This is a genomic window from Rothia aeria, from assembly GCF_016726365.1.
Lineage (GTDB): Bacteria > Actinomycetota > Actinomycetes > Actinomycetales > Micrococcaceae > Rothia > Rothia aeria.
This window is the reverse complement of record NZ_CP068102.1, coordinates 1209728-1234889: the sequence shown is the minus strand read 5'-3', so window position 1 is coordinate 1234889 and position 25162 is coordinate 1209728. Positions and strand designations below refer to the sequence as shown.

The 25162-nt window shown below is 59.2% G+C and carries 21 protein-coding genes and 1 tRNA gene; 13 read left to right on the top strand and 9 right to left on the bottom strand.

Going from position 1 to position 25162, the window contains the following annotated elements; genetic code table 11:
- Positions 1-122: 122 nt before the first annotated feature.
- Positions 123-1550: a DNA repair protein RadA gene (gene radA, locus I6I94_RS05125; RefSeq protein WP_201620967.1), complete on the top strand. Its 1428-nt coding sequence runs from the start codon at positions 123-125 to the stop codon at positions 1548-1550.
- A 106-nt stretch (positions 1551-1656) separates the two neighbouring features.
- On the opposite strand, the gene I6I94_RS05120 is transcribed toward radA, so the two are convergent.
- Positions 1657-3075, bottom strand: coding sequence for a DHA2 family efflux MFS transporter permease subunit (locus I6I94_RS05120; protein ID WP_201620966.1), 1419 nt, complete (start codon positions 3073-3075; stop codon positions 1657-1659).
- A gap of 77 nt (positions 3076-3152) precedes the next feature.
- Here I6I94_RS05120 and I6I94_RS05115 point away from each other — a divergent pair, with 77 nt between their 5' ends.
- Positions 3153-3800 (top strand): TetR/AcrR family transcriptional regulator, encoded by a 648-nt coding sequence (locus I6I94_RS05115; RefSeq protein WP_128087376.1) that lies wholly within the window; start codon positions 3153-3155, stop codon positions 3798-3800.
- 39 nt (positions 3801-3839) lie between these two features.
- On the opposite strand, the gene I6I94_RS05110 is transcribed toward I6I94_RS05115, so the two are convergent.
- The 6 genes from I6I94_RS05110 to I6I94_RS05085 all read right to left on the bottom strand — a co-directional run bounded on the left by I6I94_RS05110 (position 3840) and on the right by I6I94_RS05085 (position 10573).
- Positions 3840-5108, bottom strand: coding sequence for an FUSC family protein (locus tag I6I94_RS05110; RefSeq protein WP_037233044.1), 1269 nt, complete (start codon positions 5106-5108; stop codon positions 3840-3842).
- Positions 5109-5195: 87 nt separating this feature from the next.
- Complete coding sequence (locus I6I94_RS05105) at positions 5196-6749, bottom strand: polysaccharide pyruvyl transferase family protein (protein ID WP_201620965.1); 1554 nt, start codon at positions 6747-6749, stop codon at positions 5196-5198.
- Between the two features lie 27 nt (positions 6750-6776).
- On the bottom strand, positions 6777-7772 hold the full coding sequence (locus I6I94_RS05100; RefSeq protein WP_128087379.1) for a glycosyltransferase family 2 protein: 996 nt from the start codon (positions 7770-7772) through the stop codon (positions 6777-6779).
- Between the two features lie 138 nt (positions 7773-7910).
- The gene (locus I6I94_RS05095; protein WP_006888595.1) at positions 7911-8942 is read right to left on the bottom strand and encodes an inorganic phosphate transporter; all 1032 of its coding nucleotides are present in this window, start codon (positions 8940-8942) and stop codon (positions 7911-7913) included.
- A gap of 3 nt (positions 8943-8945) precedes the next feature.
- Entirely contained in the window at positions 8946-9563 is a 618-nt protein-coding gene (locus I6I94_RS05090; protein WP_006888432.1) for a DUF47 domain-containing protein, read from the bottom strand.
- A gap of 308 nt (positions 9564-9871) precedes the next feature.
- Entirely contained in the window at positions 9872-10573 is a 702-nt protein-coding gene (locus tag I6I94_RS05085) for a histone acetyltransferase (protein ID WP_128087380.1), read from the bottom strand.
- 114 nt (positions 10574-10687) lie between these two features.
- Here I6I94_RS05085 and I6I94_RS05080 point away from each other — a divergent pair.
- The 10 genes from I6I94_RS05080 (at position 10688) to I6I94_RS05035 (ending at position 21466) form a co-directional block, all read left to right on the top strand.
- Positions 10688-10760 (top strand) — tRNA-Lys (locus I6I94_RS05080).
- 1155 nt (positions 10761-11915) lie between these two features.
- Positions 11916-12422 (top strand): asparaginase domain-containing protein, encoded by a 507-nt coding sequence (locus I6I94_RS05075; RefSeq protein ID WP_126926736.1) that lies wholly within the window; start codon positions 11916-11918, stop codon positions 12420-12422.
- A 35-nt stretch (positions 12423-12457) separates the two neighbouring features.
- On the top strand, positions 12458-12934 hold the full coding sequence (locus tag I6I94_RS05070; protein WP_023133564.1) for a hypothetical protein: 477 nt from the start codon (positions 12458-12460) through the stop codon (positions 12932-12934).
- A gap of 159 nt (positions 12935-13093) precedes the next feature.
- The gene (locus tag I6I94_RS05065) at positions 13094-14299 is read left to right on the top strand and encodes a zinc metalloprotease (RefSeq protein WP_201620964.1); all 1206 of its coding nucleotides are present in this window, start codon (positions 13094-13096) and stop codon (positions 14297-14299) included.
- A gap of 229 nt (positions 14300-14528) precedes the next feature.
- The gene (locus tag I6I94_RS05060) at positions 14529-17066 is read left to right on the top strand and encodes an APC family permease (RefSeq protein ID WP_128087384.1); all 2538 of its coding nucleotides are present in this window, start codon (positions 14529-14531) and stop codon (positions 17064-17066) included.
- A gap of 159 nt (positions 17067-17225) precedes the next feature.
- The gene (locus I6I94_RS05055; protein WP_094758583.1) at positions 17226-17906 is read left to right on the top strand and encodes a hypothetical protein; all 681 of its coding nucleotides are present in this window, start codon (positions 17226-17228) and stop codon (positions 17904-17906) included.
- Between the two features lie 127 nt (positions 17907-18033).
- Entirely contained in the window at positions 18034-18696 is a 663-nt protein-coding gene (locus I6I94_RS05050; protein ID WP_201620963.1) for a hypothetical protein, read from the top strand.
- 175 nt (positions 18697-18871) lie between these two features.
- Entirely contained in the window at positions 18872-19555 is a 684-nt protein-coding gene (locus I6I94_RS05045) for a hypothetical protein (RefSeq protein ID WP_128087386.1), read from the top strand.
- A gap of 182 nt (positions 19556-19737) precedes the next feature.
- Positions 19738-20484, top strand: coding sequence for a hypothetical protein (locus tag I6I94_RS05040; protein WP_201620962.1), 747 nt, complete (start codon positions 19738-19740; stop codon positions 20482-20484).
- A 148-nt stretch (positions 20485-20632) separates the two neighbouring features.
- A complete protein-coding gene (locus I6I94_RS05035) occupies positions 20633-21466 on the top strand; it encodes a hypothetical protein (protein WP_201620961.1) in 834 nt (277 codons plus the stop codon).
- Here the strand turns inward: I6I94_RS05035 and I6I94_RS05030 are convergent.
- On the bottom strand, positions 21463-21792 hold the full coding sequence (locus tag I6I94_RS05030; protein ID WP_128087390.1) for a hypothetical protein: 330 nt from the start codon (positions 21790-21792) through the stop codon (positions 21463-21465). The genes I6I94_RS05035 and I6I94_RS05030 overlap by 4 nt on opposite strands.
- 94 nt (positions 21793-21886) lie before the next feature.
- The gene (locus tag I6I94_RS05025) at positions 21887-22546 is read right to left on the bottom strand and encodes a DedA family protein (protein WP_006888429.1); all 660 of its coding nucleotides are present in this window, start codon (positions 22544-22546) and stop codon (positions 21887-21889) included.
- A gap of 392 nt (positions 22547-22938) precedes the next feature.
- Between I6I94_RS05025 and I6I94_RS05020 the strand changes: the two genes are divergently transcribed.
- Positions 22939-25137, top strand: a complete 2199-nt coding sequence (locus I6I94_RS05020; protein ID WP_201620960.1) for a RecQ family ATP-dependent DNA helicase — start codon at positions 22939-22941, stop codon at positions 25135-25137.
- The last annotated feature ends 25 nt before the right edge of the window (positions 25138-25162 follow it).

Below are 25162 nucleotides of genomic sequence, written 5' to 3'. Positions count from 1 at the left end.
CGTTCTGTTTTAAGCGGTGGTTTGCCGCCAGCGTACGCCCTGACCGGGGTGCATCGTCGGTATGGTGCCTTATGGGCAGCTGCAGGTCTTAAACCGTCAGGGTCGCCCGTACAATAAAAACCATGGCTGCACGCACAAAAACCACTAAAGGAACCCCCGCCTACCGCTGTACCGAATGCGGCTGGACTACCGCCAAATGGGTGGGTCGATGCGGTGAGTGCCAAACCTGGGGGTCTGTTGAGGAATCCGCCGGGGGTACCGTGGCGCGCACCCGTACCGCATCCAGCGTGCAGAAACCGGCGCAGGTGATCGGCGAGGTAGACTCGACCGTCGCCGCCTATATGAGCACCGGCAACCCCGAATTCGACCGGGTACTTGGCGGGGGACTGGTGCCTGGTGCCGTGATTCTGATGGCTGGCGAACCCGGTGTGGGCAAATCTACCCTGCTGCTGGATGTTGCCGCCACCTTCGCGCGCGGATACACCCCGCGAACCCCCGCCGCTGAGCGTGCCCGCGCGAAAACCCGCGACGTGCTGTATGTGACCGGTGAGGAATCCGCCGCGCAGGTTAAGCTGCGTGCGGACCGCATCCACGCCGTTGCCGACACCCTGTACTTAACGAGCGAAACCGACCTGGGGACCGCGCTGGCGCATATTGAGCAGGTAGACCCGGCGTTGTTGGTGATCGACTCGGTGCAGACCCTTGCGTCCGCAGATGTTGAGGGCAGCGCCGGGGGTGTTACGCAGGTGAGGGAGGTTGCCGCATCGCTGATTGCCGCCGCGAAAGCACGCAATATGTGCACCCTGCTGGTGGGGCATGTGACCAAAGAAGGCACGATCGCCGGGCCGCGACTGCTGGAACACCTGGTCGATGTGGTGTGCCAGTTCGAGGGCGATAAACACTCCAATATTCGTATGCTGCGCGCTATCAAAAACCGGTACGGGCCCACCGACGAGGTCGGTTGCTTCGATATGCACGAGGACGGGATTGCGCCCGTGCTCGACCCGTCCGGCATGTTTGTTTCGCGCACGCCGCATCCGGTGGCGGGAACCTGCGTGACCGTGACGATGGAGGGGCGCCGCCCGCTCCTTGCCGAAGTTCAGGCGCTCTTGGATCAGGCGGTGGCACCCGCGCCCAGGCGCACGGTGGCGGGGTTGGATTCGGCGCGCATCCAGATGCTTTTGGCGGTTTTGCAGCGCCGTGCCGGGCTGAACGTGGGCAAACTCGACTGCTATGTTTCCACAGTGGGAGGCGCTAAAATCGCCGAGCCTGCCGCCGATCTGGCGTGCGTGATGGCGCTGGCATCGGCCGCGCAGAATAAGCCTCTGCCGCGTAAACTCGCGGTGTTTGGCGAGGTCGGCCTGGCCGGGGAGGTGCGTGCCGTGCCGGGTATTCGCCAGCGTATTGCCGAGGTTGGCAGGCTGGGGTTCACGCATGTGCTGGTGCCCGCATCCCCAACGGGCGTGGGGCAGGTGCCCGATGGGGTGACCGTGCGCGAGGTCGCCACCTTAGGCGAGGCGCTGAACCTGCTCTTCCCGCAGGATAAATAACTGCCGCACATCGTGACGTGAACCGCGAGCAGATAATATTTCGGCGAGCAGACAGCAATTCGTTGTCTGCTCGCCGAAATATTATCTGTTCGCGCAGACTAGGCAGTTAGCTCTGCACTTTCTCCTCCGCACGCACACGCACATGCTTGGGGAGGAAAAAGGCAGCAAAAGTTCCCAGCATCATTACTGCCGCACCGGTCAAAATGGCTGGGGAAGCTGCCTCCGTAAACCCTGTGGGCGTAAGGGTGCCGTCAAGGGCCGTAAAAATTGCGGTGAGAGTGGCAATCCCCAGCGCGATTCCTATTTGCCGCACGGTCATATTAGTTCCCGAGGCGGTTGCCCTGTCTTCAGGTGCCATGCCTTGCAGGGTTGCGGTGGCGATGGGAGCAAAAACCATGCCCATACCCACACCGGCAGCCATGAAGGGAGGCACAAAATGGATGTATTCAACACTGGGATCGAGGATTGCACCGCTCCAGAACAGCCCAATACTCATGAGTGCCATGCCGACCGCAATCACCGGGCGCGTGCCGATCCTGGATGTCAGCAGTCCTGTAAGCGGTGAAACAACGAGGGGCGCAAGAGTCCATGGCATGGTCATCAGCCCGGCTTCAAGTGGGCTTGCCCCTTGGACCACCTGCAAGAACTGAATCAAGATAAAAACAACCCCAAAGATACCGAAGAAAAAGAGGAACCCCACAATATTCGCCATACTAAAACTTCGGTTGCTAAAGAGACGCAGCGGAAGCAGCGGTGCGGCGGCGCGTGATTCCCACCAGATGAAAGAGACTAGGATGAGTACTCCACCGATTAGGGCGGTGAGGACTTCTAGGCTAGTCCATCCGGCATCATTGCCGCGCACGATGCCGTAAGTTATGCCGAACAGCCCTATCCCCACGAGGGCCAGCCCAGGAAAATCAAGCGGTTCGGGGCGACCGCGGGATTCCGGGATCGTGGTCCATACCAGGGGGATACAGAGCAACCCGAATGGTACGTTAATCCAGAAAATTGCGTGCCAGTTCATGCCTTCTACTACGGCACCACCGATAAGGGGGCCGAGTGCTACACCGAGTCCAGCGACTCCTCCCCAAATACCAATAGCAGTAGCACGTAGCCGCTCGGGTACGGAAGTGCTCAGCAATGCAAGGGAAAGAGGCATAACGGCAGAGCCGCCGATTCCTTGAAGAGTACGGGCCGTGATGAGGGCGCCGATATTATCGCTGATACCGCACCACGCAGAGGAGGCAGTAAATATAAAGACTCCAAGTAGGAAGACGCTGCGGCGTCCAAACCGGTCGGCCAGTGCCGAGGACATGAGAATGCAGGATGCAAAGGTCAGGGTGTAGGCGTTTACTGTCCAGGTGAGCTCTTCCAGTGTGGCTCCCAGATCTGCCCGAATGACTGGAAGAGCATTGGTGACGACGAGGTTATCGAGGGAAGCCATAAACATAGGAATGGACAGCGAGATGATGATGAGCCATGCGGGATGGGTGCGGGGTTTTTCTGCCTGTTGGGTCTGTTTCATGGGAAGGTCCGTTTCGTCTAGCTTTAAGTAATCAATTGATTACTTAAAGCTAGGTTATCGGGTGATAACATGTCAATATGGCTGAGAAAAAACCTGCACCTGGGCAACGACTCCCCGCCGCCGAGCGTCGTGAACAGATGCTAAACGCAGCCAGTATTGTTTTTGGTGAGCGCGGCTACACCGGAGCTACCACAGATGCCGTTGCCAAAGCGGCTGGAGTAAGCCAAGCGTATATTGTGCGCACCTTCGGCTCTAAAGAAAATCTTTTCGCAGAAACAGCCAGCCGTGCTGTTGATAAAACTATTGACGTGTTTCGCACAGTCGCTCAAGGCGTAGAAAGCCCTCAGGAACTCTTGAGGGAGATGGGGCATGCCTACGTAAAACTTGTAGCTGACCGGGGAATTCTGCTGACCATGATGCATCTCTTCACGATGGGGCATCATGAGCGGTTTGGTCAGCTCGCTCGCGACGAATTTATGCGTATATACCGAGTACTGCACCACGAAGTAGGGATGAGCCCTAAAGCAACCGAAAAGTTCTTGGCAAAAGGTATGCTCATCAACACAGTTTTAGGGATGCGATTAACCGATGTCATGAAGACCGACCCCGATATACAAGGATTCTTGGCATGCACATTCACGCAGGAGGAAGCCGAAAGCCTGGCGGAACTCGCCAAACACCACACACCGCTGCCTCCTGCGGCACGGGGACGCACATCATCCTAGCGATGCGCGCAGCCGCCGCCTGATTGTCTTCCGGTGAGGCTACTCGGGGTGCTTCTCAAGCTCCTGATCATGCAAGATAATGTTGATCGTGCGGCTCCGCAAATCTTCCTGCTCATCTTGGTTGCTATTAGCCTGCACGATTGGAATTTCGGAGGTGCGCGGTGCGTGCTCCGTGACGGCTTCACCCAGCTTCACCAGTGCTGCGGATGCCTGCTCGTGCCCCAGGCCGGTGGCTTCAAGCATATCCACCGTCATCAAGCGCAGCATGAGCACCAGCGACTCACCCTCAAATGAGGCCACACCCATCTGCCTCGGCTCCAAGGTGCCAGCGAGATCCACCAGACGTTCACGCGCAACCTGCATATAATGCGCCCGCTCCTGCTCGGTACCCGAATACATGCCCAACCCCACGCTCTGGGTGGCAAGCGCCAACGACTCCAAGGCCGCCGCTAACGACTCCAGGGCGGCTGGGCGCAGCTGCACGTGTGCAATCGTTGAGGCCATACGCCGGTTAAACACGCGGTCGTTACGGATCGCTAAATCAACGGCGTTGAGGGTCTGCGCCAGCCGGTCAAGTTCAGCCCGGCTCTTCTTACCCACCCACGAGAGCTGAGCCATGCCACGCGCCGTCACCAGGTCGTTGCGGCACGCATCGTAGAGCGGCTGCAGCTGGCGGGCGTCCCGTAAACTCTGGTACGCCTTCTCGTAGTTATACTCGCGGATCGCGCTTGCAGACAGAAAAAACACGTCAGAAAACGCGCCCATGAGCGCTTCGGCACGCTCCCGGGGGCTATTGCGGGGGTCCTTAGGCATGAGGAACATCATCAGAAACGCCGCCACGCCGCCCACCACGCCATCCAGGCTGCGGGTAAACGGCAGATCGGAGGTTGGCGGCAGCAAAATCACCAGGCACGACTGGGCGCTCATCTGAATCGTAAAAATAATGCCGTTATCAATAAAGCGGGCCAGAAGCACCGACAGGAACAGCGCCACCGCCGCCTGCCACGGCCCGCGACCCAACGCCATCAGCAGCAGTTCGCCCACCAGAATGCCGCACGTGACCCCCAGCGACACCTCCAAAATACGGCGGGAATGGGTGGACCCGCTCACATACCCCAGGGACACAATGGCGGCTGTCGCAGCGAAAATGGGTTCCTGATGTCCCAGCACATAGAACGAGAAAAAGTACGCACCAATCCCCGAGATCGTAATCTGCAGGGACTGAAAAAACCCCGTGCGCACACGGCGGGCACCCTCACTCAAATAGCTGCGGGTGTGCTTTCTCGCTGAGGTATACATGCCGGCCATATGTTTAGTGTACCGGCGTGCGGCCTGCTGTACAGGCCCACAAGGGGGTGGGTGTCTCATTCTGCACCCACCCTCGGCCGGGCTAACCTACCTGCGCAGGATACGCTTCAGCAGAGACCCCTGATACTCAGCCAGCTTACGCTCGGCAGCCTCAGCGCGCTCACGCAGCCCGGCTATCTCGCGGTCTTTCTCCTCAATCTCGCGGCGGCGGGCGTCCTCCCACGAGTGCATACGATCTGATAAGGCCCACTCATTTCCGGCCTCTAAAGAGGTGCGCCTCAGCAGCCGCCGCGCCGCACGGTTCACCCCGCGAAGCGGCTCGTTCAGCGCCTCCACCTGGTGCACCTTCGGCAGGTTCTGCGGCTCGCGTGCCTCGTCGTTGCCGCTAATACGCTCCCACACGTACTGGCGCCACTCGGCCAAAGCGCCCAGCACCTCGGCCCGGCGCGGTGCCTGCAGCTCGGTGAAGGTGGCCCCCAGCTCGGGGTCGTTCAGCTGCACCGCCGCATCCAGCAGCAGGGAAGGGATGGCGGTGCCGAGCATTTCCAGCGGGGTGATGAACTCACCCACACCGTAATGTTTCATCACACCGGTGAGCCGCATTTCGGTGAACGCATCCGGTACCAATGCCACCACGGGCACCCCCACTGCCAGGCCGAAAACTGCCGGGTGGTAGCGGCTGGTGAGCGTTAGCGCAGCCCCCCGGTGGATGCGCACGGCGGCGTCTGCGTGCGTGATTGGTACTAGGGTCGCGGGGGTGTGCATCTGTTCGGCGATGCGCGCATGCACCTCATAGTCCCCGCGCTCACCCGCAACGGCTGCCTGGGCGGGGTTGCCCATGTGGCTGAGGAACACGGTGCTCAGGCCGTGCTCCTGGTAGGTGTACTCCAGCAGCTCCGCGAGGTTCTGGGCCTGCTCGTCGTCAGCATCATTAATGGTGACGCACACGTACCGTTGGGGCAGCTCAGGCACAGTCACTGACTCGGGGTATTCCAGCGTAAGTTCGGGGGAGTGCGGGGCGTAGTCGGTTGCGTCGTCGGCGCCAGCTAAGGCCTCAATGCCGCGTTCGGTGCACCAGGCGTATGAGCCGCGCTCACGTACCGCCACCGCCACCGCGCTGCGGAGCATACGTTCAAGCACCTCGGCATCGGTGTTCGAAAGTACCGGCCCAAGCGACTGGCCCGAAATAAACAGCGGAATCTTACGGTATTCGGCGACGAGGGCGATAGCCGCCCGCTCGTACAGCAGCCACCCATACCGCGAGTTGAGGTTGCCGCCGCCGGAGATCACCACAGCATCTACCGCGCAGACCCCCTCAACGAAAGCCCGTATTTTCGTGGCATCCGGGGCGAACTCGGGCAGTGTGGGCATTACGCTGCTGCGCAGGTACTCTTCCAGTAACTCTAGGGTCTGCTCCCGCTGCGCCGGTGCCCACGGAAACAGCAGGTACGGCAGGTACTCGTACTCTTCACCCGCCGTCCCAGCGCCAATGAGCTGACGAGAATGCTCCTCATCGCGGGTTGCCAGGACGATGCGCGCCCCGCGTCCGGCAAAAAATGTGGCGGACGCTACCGTCATTGCTTCGTCGCCCACATGGTAGACCGGCTGGCCAATATCGCCAGCCACCAGAACCTTAGTCATTATGCACTTACCTTATTGTTGGTGTTTTTAACCGCGCTTAAAATATTTGGTGATGCGTTCGGCCCGTTCCCGCCACGATAAGGCCCGCTCGACCCGCAGCAGCCGCTCGTTCTGCTCCTGCTGGGCGGCCTCAATACGTTTCAGCTGTTCGCCCTGTTCCCGCTGGGTTGTCTCGATACGGCCTAGTGTTGCCAGCACGTCCCGGAGCAGGTTGTGGTTTTCAAGAATACGCCCGTCTAGTTCGTTCGCCAGGTGCGCCTGGTACAGGTAAGGGCCAGCCGAGGAGCCGGAGGCAATATCCTTACGGATCTCTTCGGCGCGCACCTTCGAATCGTAGTAGCGGTGCTCAGCTTCACGGCTCACACTATTGGCGGCGGCGCCAGTGGCTTCGGGGCGCTGGCACCAGTACGCCAGCGGTTCGTCAATCGTGATGATTTCGCCTTCTGCGGCGGCGCGCATATTAAATTCCCAGTCGCCTACCACGGCCAGATCGTCCCGGTAGCCACCAAGCCGGGTGTGCAGGTCGCGGCGGTAGATCACGCCAATGGGTACGGCACGGTTGGTGCGGTATAAAAACTGCAGCCCAACAATGGGCAGCCCCTCATGGAAGATACGTTCGTTGAGCACCTGGAACCCGTTGTCGGTTTCACGTTCGAACCGTTCAACAATGCGCACGGTGCACATATTCGCCCCGGTCGAATCGAGGGCGGCGACGGTGTGTTTAAGAAATTTGGGGGCCCACAAGTCGTCGTCATCGTGCACGGTCACGTAGGTTGATTCGCTTTCACGAACCCCCAGGTTGGAAGCGGCTTCCATGCCGATGCCGTCGGTGTGCAGGAGCGTGGTTTTATCGGCCACCGGGCTTGCGGTAACAATGCGTTCCGCCTCGGCCCTGTCACCACCGTCGTTGACCACGTACACGGCGTAGTCCTGGTAGGTTTGCTCCGCAATATTGGCTAGGGCGCGGGTCAGAAATTGTGGTCGGTTTTTGGTGCGCACAATAATGGCGACAGTGGGCGTCATTATTCTCCCATTCTCCCGGAAAGTGAGGCCGTAAGGCGCACATGCGCACGGCATGGTTGAGGCGTACCTAATTATTGTACGGGCTTTTTGCTACGCACAGTTTTAAAGCTGTTGGTTGGGCGGCAAATCCGCTGGTTTTCACTCGAAGAATAATCCGGTGACGCTCATCAGAGCCACCGCCAGCAGGAAACAGGCGGGAAAAGTAATCACCCAGGTGAGCAGGATTTGCCGCACCACGCGGGCGCTGACGGATGCGTGCCGCTGGTTCACCCCCGCTCCGAGTGCTGAGGCGACCGCCAGATGCGAGGAAGAGAACGGCAGCTGCAGCACGAACTGCCCTGCCGCGAGCACCGCTGCGGTTGTTCCCTGGGCGATAGCCCCGCGGAGCGGGTCAAGGCGCACCATACGGTGGGTGAAGGTATACCCGATTCGCCACCCGCCGGTCAGGGTACCCGCCGCGAGAATGGCAGCTACCAAGACGGCGCATACGATCATGAGAGTTGCCGGGGCTTTATCGAAACTGACTGCGGATGTGAACGGGGCGAGCACCCCGGAAAGCAGCAGAAGCAGCAGGTAGCGCTGGCCGACCTGCAGCCCGTGTAATAGCGAGATGCCAGCAGTTGAGACGGCGAGAACTTCGCGGGAGGTACTATTGACCCGGTGCGGTGCGGTGCGTAACGCCAGCCGGTAGAACGGGAATACGAGCACCCAGGAGAGCAGGAACGTCAGCGGCGGCAGCAGCAGTAGCGGGGCAAGGGCGGTGGTGAAGATGGTGTGCACAAACCCGTAGTTTTCGAACCCGTCGGTGTGGGCGTACCAGGCCACCCCGGCGAGCGCACCAATGAGCGCGTGGGTTGCGGAGGAGGGCATGCGCATCGCCCAAGTGATAGTGCCCCACGCCGCTGTGGTGGTTAGGGCGCACACGATACCAAGGAGGGTGGGTGTTCCTCCTGGGACAACAAGCCACGACGCCTCATATTCTTTTATCAGCATATACGCGAGGATGACCCCAGCACCGTTAAAAAGCGCACTCACCACCAGCGCCGCCACGGGTGTCATGGCACGGGTACGTACCGGCACCGCGATCGCATTCGAGGCATTATGCACACCGGTGACAAAGATCGCGGCACAAAACGCCGCCACGCACAGCAGATACAGCAGGGTAGGCACGAGCTAGGACTCCTGCACAATAATGCGCCCAATTTCGGCTGAGACGTCGCGCATAGCGTTCGCGGCGGCGCTGAGGCGCGTAATGAACTTGGTGTAGCGGCGGTACCGTTCCATAGGGTAGCGGGCGGCCAGCTGCGCGTCGTACTCTTCGGCGGTGCGCACCGCTTGGCGGGATATGCGCAGCATGTCCATCCAGTAGGTGTCCAGCCCCCTGACGTCAATAAGTTTAGGGATCACCGCTTCGGTGAGTACCGCCTGCCGCTGAATAATGTCGAGAATGGCGGTGCTGTGCGTGGCGAACCCGTCAATACGGTGTAGATAGAGGATGTGCGCGGCACTGGTGAGCTCCTCCACCGCACTGGTGAGTTTACGGGCGAGCGTGTACAGGTCTTCACGCGGTAAAGGGGTGGCGAACGAGCTGCGCACAGAGGTGAGGGTCATAAAAAATAGTTCGGTGCAGCTGGCCTCGTGGGCGAGCATCCGCTCGAATAGGTCAGGGTAGTCGCTGGTGGGGGTGCCGACCATTTCCGAAAGGAGCGCCGCCGCGCCCGCAACCTGCGCCGAAATCTGCGCCAGTGACTGCAATGAACTGTTTTCTTGCGGGAAGAGGCGTTGAAGCATATACCGATTCTATCTCTGTTGTGAACTTCGGTGGCTGGGTGTGGGTGCAAAAGAAGAGGCCAACGAATCCGCTGACCTCTTCGATACGTATGGGATGTCGGGTTGGGAGCGCCTCTCGGCGGAAGGCCGCTCGAAGCGGCAAATGATTTGGAGCCCGGGGCTACCTATTAGCAACCCGACATCTTGTAATCATTATCCCGCCCGTGCGGGGGCCTGTCAATGCCCAACACCGGTTTGCGGCGCATCGGGAAGTCTTACCTTTTTATGCTGCTAGCACCGAAAAATCAGCGTGCACGACCCGAAAAATATTAAAATCCTTCAAGTCCCCCATGTTGACGCCACAGCAGGGCCACAGCTTCTAAATCTTCAGCGATTTGCCCCAGCCTGCGCACTCGTTCGGGGATGCTTAACATGCGGTTCACGCCCTCGCGGCGCACCTCATGGCTGGGGGCGAGCGGCACATGCACTCCGGCGGCACGGGCTATGTCACCTGCGGCGTACTCGGCCTGTAAACCGAGCGCCACCACCCGCGCGAACGCGGCGAAACGCTCCAGGGCTATATCAACCTCACCTTCGTACACCCCCGCTAGGATACTGTCTGCTGTGGCCACTACCTCCCAGGCGCTGGGCGGGTCGGGCACGCCCGCGAGCACGTGTGAACGGTAGTCGTCCTCGAGCCCTTTGGCGAAGGCGCGGCTAACCGCTGGTGCGTCACGGTGCACCGCATCCCGTAGCGAGTACATGCGCCACAGCGCCCCCGGCAATGACTGGGCGGGGGCTGAGGCCCACATGAGCGCTAACGTTTCAAGGCCGTACTCGTCGGTGAAGTCCACGAGGCGTTGGGCCACCTGCGGGTCTGTGTTGGCGCGCCCACGGGCCAGTAAGACGCGCGCTGAGGCGTACGCCGCCTCATGCTGGGCGGCAGGGTTTTCACCACCGGCCTGGCGCTCAAAAATTTCGTGAGAAGCCAATACGGGCCGATGATAGCTGCGGGGTGTTGAAGGAACCATAGGTTCCTCAGTCTAACGCCGCAGCCACCGTGCGAACAGGGTCTTCGCTGACTGAAAACCTCACCCGGGGCCGTGTTTAGGGTTCGTCTGTGTGTAGTGTATAGTTGTACTGGAGCGCCTTTAGCTCAGTTGGTAGAGCTACGGACTTTTAATCCGCAGGTCGTGGGTTCGAGCCCCACAGGGCGCACTCTTCACCAGAGATAGTCTGGCAGGTCGCCCCTTTCGGTATGAAACTGATAGGGGCGACTTTTTTCTTGTTCTTTCCTCCAACATAGGAGGGAGTAGGCGGCTTCATGCTGGCAATAGCCGTTGCCCGCAGGCTCACCCAACACACAGTTGATAATGTCCTCGGTCTTTCTGTCATGTTCATAGACTTGCGCCATAGCGAGGAACCTTTGACAAAATGTGCATGCGAACACTACGGTTACAGAACAGATAAAACGTCGCGATAGGTACCAGAGCAGATCATCCGGTTGGGTGCACGAATGGAGAAGCCGCTCGGGCGGGCCTCAGGACTAATGGCTATTGCCAGTTCTGAGGCATCTTTTTATTTATGTGTTTAGTAATACAGCTAGTGCCAAACCTAGACGAGTTCTTTTTAGGGGGCGGCAAAAACTTTTTTGCTGTTTTTGTTGCGTTTTTCGCCTCCAAAAGCGGATTACTTATGAGACCCCCATCAGGGGTATTCACAACATTCTCCGAAAATCCCGCGGGTGGGGCAGACACACTCGCGCCTCCCCACCCGTCTAAAAACAGGTAGAAAGGAAAATTTTTGTGATGCTCAACCTCCACATACGGCAACCTTCACGCAGCGAGAAGAACTGCAAGTTCCTGTTACTGAAGTTTTCCGGCTTGAAGCAGATAGCCCCTACGGAAAACTTCAAAAACGCTTGGGAAAGGCACTGTTGCTTGAACGCATATTTTTCTCGCTCTTCTTGTAAGCGTGAGTGTTGAATTTTGTTCAGCTGCCCCCAACACACTACAAGCTACTAGATCTTTTGAAAGGCCGGAAAGGAACTCTAATGGAAAAATATTCCGCAGGCCGAACCACAGATACTGCTGGGGAAACTTCCTCGCACTCCCGAAAACTTTTTAGCGCAAAATATGGTGGGAAGGGCTAGAAACCAATGGAAATCTTAAATCTTGTGTGGTCAGACCCCAGGTTGATTTTGTGCGTTGGTATTATCGCCTTTTTATGGCGGCCCATCGGGAAGGAACTTCGCTGTTGTGCGGCTGTTGTGTGAATGCGTAGGGTGTATGTGTAGAGCGCAGATCTTGCCATTCAGGTTCTTTATAATGGCTTCAGCCCTACCCGACTACGACGCACCGGCAGGAGAGCCTTGTGAGCAGCATCAGAAACCCCGAAAAAGTGACTATTCTGGCCACTGGCGGCACGATCGATAAATTTTATTCAGTTGCGGGTACCCTCGATATTGGTGCACCGGCGGCCCAGGACCTTCTGGATCGGGTGATTACTGATATTAAGTTCGAGATCCGCCCGCTTATCGGTAAAGACAGCCTGGATATGACGGACGCAGACCGCGCGGAACTTGCCGCCGCCCTCAACGCGGTCCGTGGTGAGCAGGTGATCATTACCCACGGCACCGACACGATGAGCGAAACCGCCCGTTACCTTGCGGAGCATGCGGATGTGGGGCAGAAAACCGTGGTGCTTACCGGGGCTATGCAGCCAGCCGTTATGGCCCGTTCGGATGCCGGTTTTAACCTGGGTGCGGCACTGTCTGCCGTGAACCTGCTGCCGCCTGGCGTGTACATTAGTATGAGCGGACGTATTTTTCCCGCCGCGAGTGTGCGCAAAGACCGGGCCCGCGGAATTTTTGAGGGTTAAACCGCCGCACCGATGAGGCACCGGTAGGGAGGACCATGGCTGAGAACCCGCCAAGAATAACCCCGCCACAGGGAAACCCCGGGCGTACCTCACTTGATGAGGGGCTGTACGTGTTCCGGGTGGTACTGTTAGCTGGCCCGGCCCTAATCATGGCGTGGCAGGCCATCCGTTTGGCTGTGCCCATTATTGCTGCTATTCCGTTAGCGTACCTGGTGGGTCAAAGCTGGTGTGCGTGGGCGTACCATAAGGGGCGTTCGCCCAAGATCATTATGGTGGCGAACTATTTTAGTATTATTGCCGCTCTTGTCCCCATGGCTCCGGTGGGGGCTCTGCTGCTGTCTCCTTCCGCCACGCAGGTTGTTCTTAACTACCTGTGGAGTTCGCCGCTGCTGGTGCCTTTGACAGTGGTGTGGATTCTTATAGAGCTGCCTATTGAGACCGTCTTTTCGTTATTTTATGCCCGCCGCAGCGGGCGCAGGCTGAGCATTATGGCTGAAGCGTCGGCTGCGTAGATTCGGTTGTTCAGGGGACGTGAACTCGGGGCTGTGCCGCGCCTCAAAGGTTGCTGTGTGTGGCCGCAATAGTGCCACGTTAAGGATACTGCCCGTGGTAGGGTAATGAGCATACGACGGCCTAGCGCCGTGTGAGGATGCTATACGAAAGGGGCGAGGGTGAGCGAAAACCCGCATTCCCATAATGATGAGGTTCAGGACTCCTCAGCCTCCGCCCCTGTGCATTCTACTGAGTATTCCCACGATGAGCAGACCGATGCGACCGTGCCGTTAACCCCCGAGTATGCTGCTGAGCTTCGGGAACCTAACGTCCCGGCCGATGCGGACGCTGCCGAGGTGACGGTCCCATGGGGCACCCACCCAAGCGCCGACACCGCCGAGCGTAAGGGGGACGAGGAGCCGGGCAGTGAATCCGCTGAGCTGGATGCAACCCGCCCGATGCCTCCGCTGCTGGATGATCCGCAGTCTGGTGAACGTGACGAGCTGGAACCTACCCGTGTTCTTCCCGCCGATACGAGCCTTGAGGACGTTGAGGCTGAGGCAACCCGGGTGCTTCCTGCGGACGGTACCCAGCCCCCGACGGACGCCACGAGGCCGCTGCCGCCGCACGGGCACCCTGACAGCACGGTAAACGGTGAGCTGGAGGGGCCTGCCGTAACGGGGGATCAGAATCAGGCACCTACCCGCTATCAGGCGCCGGTGCGTCTGACGACCCCGCCACCGTTGCCGCAGCTGCCAGCGCCGATCCCGCCGCACCAGGCGCCGCCGCCACAGCAACCGTATGTGCAGCATCCAGGGCCGCCGCAGTATATTCCGATGGTGCCGGTCATACCGGTGGTGCCCGTTATGCCTGTGGCGCAGTACCCTGCGGCGCTGCCGAACGTGTCCCCGCAGGCGCTTGCCCGCGGGCAGCGGGGGTTACGGAACACCCTGTGTGTGCGCCTGCTGGTGCTGGCCGTGATCGCCCTGATTGAAACCTCAATTATTGCCCAGTACACGCGTGAGATGGCAATGGCCTTTGGGGTGCTTGCCGTGCTTTATGCCGTGGTGCAGGTATGGCCCCTGATACGCCCGCCCCGCAATAACTCTGATGCCTCCGTATATATTGCGTGGGGTGTTTTCTCAATGATTAGTTTTGTGGGGGTGGGGCTGCTGCTGGCGCCCATTACGCTGATGCTTTTAGTGCTTGACTGGAGGGGTATTTCGCTGGGAATGGACCCCATGCTGATACTGTGTGTCTTGGCCGTGCTGTGGCTTCTTGAGGTGATCCTGTTATCGGTAACCCTCTACCGTTTCGGGAGCCTGCGCATGATGCTCACCCAGCAGGCGCCGCTCATGGACTACCTTAATACACACGGGCGGTAGATGCGTGCTCGGGAATCTCTCAAGTTATATAGTATTGAACACAACATAGTGCATGAATCCGTATTTTCGGATGTCTCTTGTTCTGTAGCCGCACTCTGTTAGAGTGAAAAGGTAATCATCTATAGGATGTGAGACGTATTCTGTACTCTATAAGAACCACGTCGGGATCGGACAGATCCCACACACCGCGAAAAGCACCGAGAAACCGGGGCTAAGGAGAACAACACCGATGAGCGAACAGTACGGCCAGGGCTCTGGCTCCCAGCAGTATGGGAACCGGGGCCAGTATGGGCAGCAACCATCTCAGTATGGGAGCCAGCCCCAGTACCAGCAGCAACAGCAGCAGGGGAACCAGGGCGCAAATAGTGGGTACTCCCCGTACGCCGACCAGCCGACAGTGCCGCTAAGTTCCTTCATGTCGCAGGGGAACCAGGGGCAGCAGCCCCAGCCGGGTTCTGGCCAGCCCCAACAGCAGGGCCAGGGGTATAACGCGTACGCATCCGGTGCGGGCGCCAATAACACTAATAAGCCGTACCAGCAGTCTCAGCCTTCGTATGCGGGGAACCAGCAGCAGGGCTACCAGCAGTCTCAGCAGGGGTCTGGGCAGCAGCAGAACCAGCAGGGCCAGTTCGCAGCCTCAGCTTACAATGCTTCTCCCGGCGCTTCGGCTTCCCCGACGGCACCGCCGCCGTCAATGCCCGGCAGCGTGAAAATGGCACGCACGTTTGGGTTTGTTGCGGCTGCCCTGGTGCTGGTAGACATTATTTTGGGTGTTGTGCTCAATACGATGTCTGCTTCATCAATGTTCATTGTTTCGCTCCTTCTGAATATTGTGGCTTTGGGCGGCCTCGTTGCTATGGCCGTGATGCTCCGTACCGCTAACCCGCTGATTCGGATCGGGTTGAGCGTGCTCTCGGGTATTATCGCGGGCGGGAGCTTGGTGAGCCTCATCATGGCGTTCATGAAGATCGGTGAGGTCAGCAACGCCTCGAATGAGGGGTTGCTCCCTGATGGTTATATGGCCGTGGCATACGGCAGCCTGGGTGTTGCGGTGCTCATTGTTTTGGCGAACATCGCGGTAATTGCGATGCTGTGGGTTTCTGGTTCTAGCGAGTTCTTCGCCCAGGGCGCGGCACAGAAGGCCCAGGCCCAAAACGCTGCGCAAGCTCAGAACGCGGCACAGCCTCAGCCGGGTTACCCCAACCAGCCGGGTGCCCAGTACGGTCAGCAGGGCCAGGCTTCTTCGCCGCAGGGCGCGCAGGGGCAAAACCAAAATGCGGGTGCACAGAGCCAACAGAGTTCCGCTCAGCAGCAAGGTTTTGCTGCTCAGCAGGGCACCGCGCAGCAGCAGTATGGCCAGTCGGGTGCAGCGTCGTCGGCGCAGCAGTCTAACCAGGCTTCACAGCAGTACGGTCAGCAGCAGAACCGCTACCAGGCACCTTCTCAGGGGGCCCAGCAGTACGGTCAGCAGTCATCATCTTCCCAGTCTTCGCAGGGGCAGTACCAGCCGCAGGGTCAGGGTGCTCAGTCGTCCCAGTCTTCTTCGCAGAGCGGGTACGCTGGCGGTTATGGGCAGGGTTCCTCCGGGCAGTCTCAGAATGCTCAGAGTTCCTCTTCTCAAAACACCCAGTCGCAGGGGTACGCTTCCCAGGCGCAGTCCCAGCAGCAGTATGGCCAGCAGGGACAGTACTCGGGGTACCAGAAGCCGCAGACTTCTTACCAGCAGTATCAGGCTCAGCAGGCGCAGTCAGCTTCGTCCTCACCCGCCGCTTCAGCCCAGTCAGCTGCCGCTCAGGACGATCCGGACGCGACCGTCCCGCTGAGCCAGAAATCGTATGAGGCGTACACCTCTCCTCAGCAGTCGTCCTCTTCGTCCCAGCCGCAGGATAAGAACCCGTCCAAGCCGCAGGCTGCTGCCGAGTCGTCTTCCTCCTCATCGGCGCAGCAGAGCCAGGGTGAGGATCAGCCGTTGGATCCGGAGCCGGAGACTTCTCAGGTGCCGCTGCTCTCCCAGGGCTCCTCATCTTCGCAGAGCTCTGAGTCTTCCCAGAGTTCTTCGCAGTCGCAGCAGTCCCAGCCGCAGCAGCCACAGAAGGACTCAGTATCTGCTCTGGATGCTGACTCGGATGCGACCGTACCGCTGAGCCAGAGCTCCTATGACGCTTATAACTCCATTACCCAGCCGCACGCCGCTCCCCGGCAGTCAGCGGGTTCTTCGCAGGGACAGTACCAGCCGCAGGCTCAGAACCAGGGTTCGGCCCAGCCGTCGCAGAACGCTCAGAGCCAGAGTTCGCAGCCTCAAGCTGCTCAGGGGCAGTCTTCTCAAGGGCAGCCGCAGCAGCCTTCGCAGAGCGGCTATCCTGCCGGTTACCAGCAGCAGGGGTACGCTGCTGCACAGCCTCAGCAGAATATGCAGGGCTACCCGGCGGGTCAGCAGGGTGCGCAGCATCAGCAAGGCTATGCTTCGGCGGCACAGCCCCAGCAGCAGTATGGCCAGCAGGGGCAGTACCAAGGGTATCAGCAGCCGCAGCAGTACCAGCAGCAGGCCCAGGCGCAGGCTGGTTACTACCAGCAGCCGTACCAGTACCAGGCACGCCCTCAACAGGGTCAGTTCCAAGGGTACGGCTACCAGCAGCCGCAGAATCCGCAGCAGCCCGGTTCCCAACAGGAGCAGAAGAGCGGTGACACCAACCAGTCACAGCCCCAGCAGCCTGGGCAGACCTCTGCGCAGAACAACCAGTCGCAGGGTAAGCCTGAGAACGGCTAGTATGCGCGAAATAGCGTAGCGTCTTACTTTCCCCGCCCGTCGGATAACCGATGGGCGGGGAAATTTCGTGTTGTTAGGCAATAAAAGTATCGATAGTAGACATCGAATTGGTACCCTAACTAACAGTCAGGGTATACAGAAACCTTAAGGAGTGGAGCGGTGCCGAATACGCAACCGGCTCAGCAGCCGGTGAACCCCAGCGGTGGAGGTCTTGAACGAGTCTACGCTTTACTTCCCGCGCAGCGCCCGGCACCGCTGATCCCCGTGTACCTTGCTGCAGCACTCATCGCCTGCCAGGTGGTGATGTGGCAGGTGCTGGCCTGCAATATTCTTTTCACAGTGCAGTACCCCATTAATGCTCTCTCCGAGAGTCAGGCGAAGGCCATGGAGCAGATCCAGCAGTATTACCCGGCACTGGTGACCGGGCTGGGCATTATGTTTATCACGGGCATGCACATGTTTCTTCTGCTGAAGTACCTGCAGGGTCACCGCTGGGCTGCTCTGGTGCTTACGGTTCTTGAGCTGCTCGGTATGCTGTGTGCCCTGTCGATGGTGCTCATCGTGGGTGTGCTCATGTCTCAGCTTAACGGTGCCTCGTCTGAGCAGGTGGATTATTTGCTGGGGTCTTCGTCCCCGCTGTACCTGCCCGTGTACGCCGGGATGCCGTACCTGGTGATGAGCGTTATCGCGCTTGCGCTGCTGTGGAGCAGGGCCAGCCGCGCTTACACCGATGCCCGTAGTGCCTGGCGGCTGCGTCACCGGCTGCGTGAGCTGGAGGAACAGTGCGACCTTCTGATGCAGGCGCAGGCTGCTCAAGCTGAGATAGCTAAAGATACGTAAAGATTTAAAACTATTTCAAACAATAACGTTAATATTCATGTGTTTAGAATCTCTCTGGTGGTAAAGTAAAGAAGAACGTACCGCCCGTTGTGACTTTGTGCGGTATGCCCAACCAAGGAGAAAATACATGAGCGATCAATACGGGAACTTCCAGGGGGTGCCGCAGACCCCGGCACCCGCACCCTACCACAAACCACCGCACGGCAGACTGGATCAAGGCTACCCTGCAGCTGCGCAGAAGCCGCGTCCTGGTATTACCGTTATGCTGGCTCTTGCGGCCATACTGATCTTGGTTGCGCTGCGAATTGTGGACTTCTTCCTTGCTGCGTCTATAGATTCTCTTGACGCATCAAGCTGGCGCTCTCTTCTATTCACAATTTTTTACATAGCATGCGGTTGCCAGGTGTATCTGGGGAGGCGTTCGGGCTCTATTGTCCAGACAATATTATCGGCGCTTGCAATCGCCGTGAATTTAGCCTACCTGCCTGATGCGATAAAGGCTAAAGAAGCGATAGACATGCTCGCTCCCAAATATTCCGGCACGGTAAATATGGTTATTCTGCTGACGATTGTTTCTACGGTGTTCAGCGTTATTGCCATTGTTTTGCTGTGGCTTCCGGGTACCCTTCAGTACTATAAAGAGACTGCTTTGTACCGCCAGGCCCAAGCTGGGCAAGCAGCCCCGCAGTTTCCTGTGCAGCCGCAGCAGCCAATGCCTCCGCAGCAGGGGTATATCCAGCAGTACGGGCAGCAGCACCCGAACCAGCCGCTTCAGTATCCTCAGCAATAATCTCACTATACAGGTGTGTAATATGCTCACACGTGGGCGCCGCCCTCATGCACAGGGCGCCCACGTGTGGGGCTATGGCGGTGTGCACAAGCATAGGGTGATATGCAGGGGTGCAGCTGACATAATGAGAAGAGAATCCCCTGCTGCCGTTGTGCACGAGTGAAAAGGAAAACTTTTGGAACAGCACCCTCCCCAGCCATCGGAATATCAACAGTACGCGCCGCAGAATGTTTACGGGTACCAGCAGGTGGTGACCGAAAAACCGGAGCGCAATAAGACCGTTAATATTGGGCTGATGCTCCTGTACATCTACATAGGGATAACAGTTCTAAGCACCGCTCTTGAGGTAGTTATCTCGTTCGCCACCAACAGGTATGAGCATCTGGCTGAGCTTCAGAACTATGACAGTTATAGCAGCGGCGTCACCATTGATACTGGCACCTATACAGCTATGGTAATTACTATAACCATCATTATGCTGGTCGTTAAGGTCAGCCTGATGGTTCTGTTCACTCTCATGTACCGTGCTGGGCGCACATGGGCGCGCATATTGAGCGCTGTCCTTGCGATTCTTGCCGCATTGCAAAGCTTGTGGGGGTTAATCTCTATCCCATTTCTTGCCGCTGTTGACCCCGGCATTGTACCGGACTACATGCATTCTGCGGTGGTGGCGGCTAGGGACACTGCTATTTTCACTTTTGCTTTCAATGCTGTGGGCGGTGCCAACGCAGTCGCAATCGCCATTTTCCTGCTGAAGAAAGAAGCCTCTGAGTACACCGCACAGTACGCAGCATGGCGCACCTACCGCAGGAGCGCCACCGAGCGCGCTATCTACGGGTCGCAGCAGATGCGGTACTAGCAAGCGCCGAGTCTTCTGCCGGTAACCGGCGGAAGGAGCTTCGCAGCTTTTTCGGTGCTTAAGAGAAGCACTGCGGATGCTGGCTGCGCACATCTTGGCGGCAGGTACCTGCCTGGCCCAAGAGGCAGGGTTTGGTACGGTGGTAGGGAGAGAACCTGTAGCACGTTCATAAGGAGAGAGTCATGAGCCACGACTTTCCCAACCCGCAGAATCCTCACCCCCAGGCTCAGCACCACAGGGGCGCAGCGCCCCACGGTGCTGCCGATTTAAGTGCTCTAGGCCCGCACGGGACACCGGAACATTACGAGACGCATCAGGTTTATGAGCACCTGCCCACTGAGCCTTCGCGGCCTTCCGCCCAGGTGCGGCTGGGCATAAAACTCATCTATGCGCATGCTGTACTCATAGTGGTGCACGGCGTGGTGAGTTTCTACCGTGACACGATCCCCACCAGCACTACAGTGTACGCCCAGCACGGCGCCGCAGCCATGGACGTCACGATTGGGAAGATTGCCGTTTTGTACGCGGTCATCACCCTCGTGCTGGTGGCCACCAATATTCTGGTGGGAGTGTTCTACTCGCGGGGGTACACGTGGGCGCGTATTACTGCGGCGGTGCTGGCCATACTTGGTGCCATGAATAACCTCCTCCTTGGCCTGCTGACCCTCATTGGCGTGTTCGAGCTTTTTGCGGCGCTTTCGCGGGCGTCAGATTCGGCAGACCCCGGGTACATTGAAGCGTACCGTTACGCCACCATTTTTGTGGTGGCTTCGGCGGTACTGTACTTGGTGGGGCTGCTGCTGTGCATCATTATCGCCGTGTACATGTTCAAGCCGCAGGCGGCGGCATTTACTACGAACTGGGGCATGTGGCGTGCCTACCAGAAGAACCCCAGCATGTACGTTCAAATACCGCCAGCGCACTTCTAATACCTGGCGGGGCGGCAGCTAGGTGGGGTGTCTTCGACCCTGCTCTCACGGTGGCTGCGGTATCTGGTTTATGCATATGGGGCGTTATTTCCCCTTAGCGCGGCGGTATTTTTGGTAGGGTGGAGACGACAGTCACTACATTTACCCCGTGAAGGAATACACCATGAGCCAGTACCCGCCGCCTTCCGGTCAGCCTCAACAGCAGCTGCCGAGTTATGCTCAGCCCCCCGGGTCTTCCGGGTATTATGGGGCACCGATCGGGCAGCAGCAGTTTCACATGCCTGTGCCGGATGAACCGCCGCAGAGCAATAAGAAGGTGAACTTCGGTGTGCGCCTTATCTATATCTATGTCGGGTGTCTGGTAGTGGGCCTGATCGTGGATTTTCTGCCCGGCTACCAAAACGATGGTGACCGGGTGGGGGAAGTAATATCACGCGGGGCGCCGCTCGTCGTTAATATGCTGATAACTGCGGTGTCGATTACAGTGGCGATTGTGGTCGCCACGTTCTATAAGAAAGGGTATACGGCGGCGCGGATCACAGCCGGAGTGCTCGCTATTGTGCAGGGGCTTTTCCTGCTTATGCAGGTAGCATTGGCTACAGTGGCGATTCTTGTGGCGTGGACGCTCATCTCTGACGCAGATAAAGACAATGTATTTAGGGTAGCATCCGAGAACCCCCTGGCTGTTGCTGCCTTCATAGCAGCGGTACTGCTGATGCTGATAAAACTGGTGCTGTGCATCATGATTACCTGCAGCGTGTTCAAATCTGAGCCCAGCAAATTCACTGCCGACTGGGGCGCATGGCGTAACTACCAGAACAGTGTGGCGCTCACCCAGCAGGTTCAGGCATACGCTCCGCAGCAGCCCACCGCACCCGGGTTTTCTGCCCCTGCTGCGGCAGCGCCTAACCACTATGAGGCGTACAGCCAGCAGAACAGCCGTCATGAGAGTGACAAGAACGAGGGCCCTAAGCTCAACTAGTGCTTGTACGCCTGCGGGTTATCGCAGGTGAGGTGTACCGCCTCCACACCCGCAACCGCTGAGTGGCTGGAAAAGGCATCAAAAAGGTGGCCTATATCGCCGGTGAGCACCCACTGACGGCCCAGATGACCGCACAGTTTAAGAAGCCCATACACGTGGTGCTCCCAGCTGTGTATGGGTTGCTGAATTTCAAAAATATTCTTATCCCGCGCGGTGACAGTCAGGTTCAGCTCCGTGAGTTCTCGCCGTACCCTATTCAGCACGCGTTCGGCGGCCGCATCGGATGTGGCCGCTAGGAAGAACGTCAGCCGGGTAGTCGCTATCATCAGTGGCCTTACATCTGCGCGCGGCCCCCCACTGAGGAAATAACGAGAAAGTAATTCCCAATAGGGACCGCCGCAAGTACAGCAGCAGCGAAAACTATTCGCTCAGAGCCTTCTGCTCTTTCTTACGGCCACGTATGTACTCAATAGCCACCGGAACCACCGAGACCAGCACAATAATCACGGCCAGAAGCTCAATGTTCTTGTGCACAAACTCGATACCGCCCAGCAGCACCCCAGCGGTCCCGATCAAGCCGATCCACAGTACCGCACCCAGAATATTCCACAGATTAAACTTACGGCGCGGGTACGAAGAAATACCGGCCGCCAGCGACACGAACGTGCGCACAATCGGCACGAAACGCCCCAACACCAGCGCCACCCCGCCGCGCTTAGCGAAAAACTCCTCAGCCGCGTGCAGGTTCTTAGTGCTCAAAAACTTCGCGTCATCCTTGAACAGGTTACGTCCGTAACGGGCGCCCAACTGGTACCCCACCTCGCCGCCAGCGACGGCGGCAACAATCAGCACCGGGAACGCCAGCCACAGCGAAAGCCCCATACGGTCATGCAGCATGCCGAGAGCAAAAATAAGCGAATCACCCGGCAAAACCGGGAACAGCACGCCGGACTCAATAAACACGATGATCGCCGAGACCACCAGCACCCACGGGCCGGTGCTAATAAGAATATCCTCAAGATTAAAACCGAGAAGCGCCACGGGCATATGCGCAACCAGCGCAGAGGCGAGAAGAGACATCACAATCCTGAAACGTAAATAGGTCTATAAAAGTCAGTGTGCGCGGTGCGCAATAGCAACAGCCTAACCCCCGCACCTGAGGAACGGGTAACGGCACACTATGCGGAAGCTGTGTAACACTGTGCCCAATTCTACCTGTAGCGAGCAGGAAAACACATAACCAGTGTCCTGCCGCCACCGTGATACGCACCGCCTCAGACACAGCCAACCAGCTGACCCCCGAGCGGTAAAGACTGGTGGTGCTGGAAGCAGAACCCCGCACCAGCACCAGCCCATCAGCAAGATGCTGCCCTGCGCCCAGCAGACAGTACCGGGCACCAATACCACTACAATAGAAGCCTTTTCTGACATGATGGAAAGACAACCGTGAACCCGCACCCCAAGAAGGCACCGTGAACAGTAACCACCTTGCGAGCCCACAGGCGCAGCCTCTGCCCACGCGCGCCCGCACCCTCCTAGCTGCGCTCACCAACAACCCACACGCCGCCTTCCATACCGGGCAGTACCAGGCGATCGAAGCGCTCGTGGCACACCGCCGCCGCGTGCTCGTCGTCCAACGCACCGGGTGGGGAAAATCCGCCGTCTACTTCATCGCCGCCCTGCTGCTGCGAGAACAAGGGGCCGGGCCAGCACTCATTATCTCCCCGCTGCTCGCCCTCATGCGCGACCAAGTAGCCGCCGCAGAACGCGCCGGGGTGCGCGCCGCCATGCTTAACTCCTCCAACGTGACCGACTGGGACGACATCCACACCCGCCTAGAATCCGACCAGATCGATGTGCTCCTCATCAGCCCCGAAAGGCTCAACAACCCCGCCTTCCGCGACGAATGGCTGCCGCAACTCGCCCCCCGCCTCGGGCTGCTCGTAGTGGACGAGGCGCACTGCATCTCAGACTGGGGGCACGACTTCCGCCCCGACTACCGGCGCATCGGTCGGCTCATTGACGACCTGCCGCCGCGCATACCCGTGCTCGCCACCACCGCAACCGCCAATGAGCGCGTGGGCGCAGACATCGCAGAGCAGCTTGCCGCGCATCCGCCAACCGGTCGCACCCCAGACCCAGACAGCTCCGAACCGCAAAAAGTACTCACCCTACGCGGCCCCCTCACCCGCGACTCCCTCCGGCTGGGGGTGCTGCACCTGAAGGAGCCCGCAGAACGCATCGGTTGGCTCATCGCGCACCTGAATACCCTGCCCGGCTCCGGCATTATCTACACCCTCACCGTATCGGCGGCGCAAGACACCGCCCGCGCACTGGCTCACGCCGGGTACCGGGTTTTGCCCTACACCGGCGGTATGGACGCTGAAGAACGCATTACCGCCGAAGAAGCACTCAAAAACAACCAGGTGAAAGCCCTCGTGGCGACCAGCGCCCTCGGCATGGGGTTCGACAAACCCGATTTGGGGTTCGTGGTGCACCTGGGGGCGCCCTCCTCCGCGGTCAGCTACTACCAGCAGGTAGGGCGCGCCGGCCGCGGGGCCATTAACGCCGACGTGCTGCTGCTGCCCGGCCCCGAAGACACCGCCATCTGGGAATACTTCGCCACCGCCTCAATGCCGGACGAAGCCAACGCCCACGCCGTGCTCACCGCCCTCGCTGAAGAACCTGAGGGGCTCTCAATCCCCGCCCTGGAATCCCGCGTGCAGCTGCGCCGCACCACCCTGGAGCTGCTGCTTAAAGTGCTCAGTGTTGAAGGGGCCGTACACAAAAATAAGTCGCGGTGGGCCAGCACCGGTACGTCCTGGGCGTACGATGCAGCCCGCTACGAGGCGGTGGCACGCGCCCGAGTGGCCGAGCAGAAAGCCATGCTCGCCTACGAAAACACCACCACCTGCCGTATGGTGTTTCTCGCCCGTGAGCTTGACGATAACACCGCAGAACCCTGCGGCACCTGCGATACCTGCACCGAACCCTGGTATCCGCGCACCGTCCCGCAGGAGGCGCTCACCGCCGCCACCGGCTCCCTCACCGCAGCAGGGGTAGAGATCACTCCGCGTAAACAGTGGGCTTCTGGGCTGAGTAAGCTGGTGGGGGATACCGCACCCGCCGGAACCCGCATCCCCGCCGATGAGCAGGCAAACACAGGGTATGCGCTGGCCCGCCTGAGCGATCTGGGGTACGGGGCGCAGCTGCGTGAACTGTTCACAACCGACGCCCAGGGCACCCCGCATGATGCCCCCACACCCGCGCCCCTCGGTAAGGCGTGCGTGAATGTGCTCGCCGCCTGGGACTGGGGCGACACGGGCCGCCCCGTCGCTGTGCTGACCGTGCCCTCACCGGTGCGCCCGCAGCTTGTGCGTTCACTGGGGGAAGGACTGGCAGGTGTGGGGAAACTAGCCTACCTGGGAGAGGCCGTGCTCACCGATGCTCCACGGTTTTTCGGCGGCAATAGTGCGTTTCGGTGCGCGGATGCCCTGCGCTGTTACACGCTGCCAGACCGGGTGCGTGACTACCTGCATGAGCATCAGGTGCCGGTGCTGCTGGTGAGCGAGCTGGTGGATTCGCGCTGGACCTCCACGGTGCTTGCCCGCGAACTGCGGCGTGCGGGCGCGAGCGCGGTGTACCCGTTTGCGCTCGCCTACAACGGGTAAAGCCTATCGGATAGGGGAGTATGAG

What these genes read in the sequence shown, in the direction of transcription:
- radA (WP_201620967.1), top strand. Translation starts at nt 123, where the DNA reads ATGGCTGCACGCACAAAAACCACTAAAGGAACCCCCGCCTACCGCTGT.
- I6I94_RS05120 (WP_201620966.1), bottom strand. Translation starts at nt 3,075, where the DNA reads ATGAAACAGACCCAACAGGCAGAAAAACCCCGCACCCATCCCGCATGG.
- I6I94_RS05115 (WP_128087376.1), top strand. Translation starts at nt 3,153, where the DNA reads ATGGCTGAGAAAAAACCTGCACCTGGGCAACGACTCCCCGCCGCCGAG.
- I6I94_RS05110 (WP_037233044.1), bottom strand. Translation starts at nt 5,108, where the DNA reads ATGGCCGGCATGTATACCTCAGCGAGAAAGCACACCCGCAGCTATTTG.
- I6I94_RS05105 (WP_201620965.1), bottom strand. Translation starts at nt 6,749, where the DNA reads ATGACTAAGGTTCTGGTGGCTGGCGATATTGGCCAGCCGGTCTACCAT.
- I6I94_RS05100 (WP_128087379.1), bottom strand. Translation starts at nt 7,772, where the DNA reads ATGACGCCCACTGTCGCCATTATTGTGCGCACCAAAAACCGACCACAA.
- I6I94_RS05090 (WP_006888432.1), bottom strand. Translation starts at nt 9,563, where the DNA reads ATGCTTCAACGCCTCTTCCCGCAAGAAAACAGTTCATTGCAGTCACTG.
- I6I94_RS05085 (WP_128087380.1), bottom strand. Translation starts at nt 10,573, where the DNA reads ATGGTTCCTTCAACACCCCGCAGCTATCATCGGCCCGTATTGGCTTCT.
- I6I94_RS05070 (WP_023133564.1), top strand. Translation starts at nt 12,458, where the DNA reads ATGGCTGAGAACCCGCCAAGAATAACCCCGCCACAGGGAAACCCCGGG.
- I6I94_RS05060 (WP_128087384.1), top strand. Translation starts at nt 14,529, where the DNA reads ATGAGCGAACAGTACGGCCAGGGCTCTGGCTCCCAGCAGTATGGGAAC.
- I6I94_RS05050 (WP_201620963.1), top strand. Translation starts at nt 18,034, where the DNA reads ATGAGCGATCAATACGGGAACTTCCAGGGGGTGCCGCAGACCCCGGCA.
- I6I94_RS05040 (WP_201620962.1), top strand. Translation starts at nt 19,738, where the DNA reads ATGAGCCACGACTTTCCCAACCCGCAGAATCCTCACCCCCAGGCTCAG.
- I6I94_RS05030 (WP_128087390.1), bottom strand. Translation starts at nt 21,792, where the DNA reads ATGATAGCGACTACCCGGCTGACGTTCTTCCTAGCGGCCACATCCGAT.
- I6I94_RS05025 (WP_006888429.1), bottom strand. Translation starts at nt 22,546, where the DNA reads ATGTCTCTTCTCGCCTCTGCGCTGGTTGCGCATATGCCCGTGGCGCTT.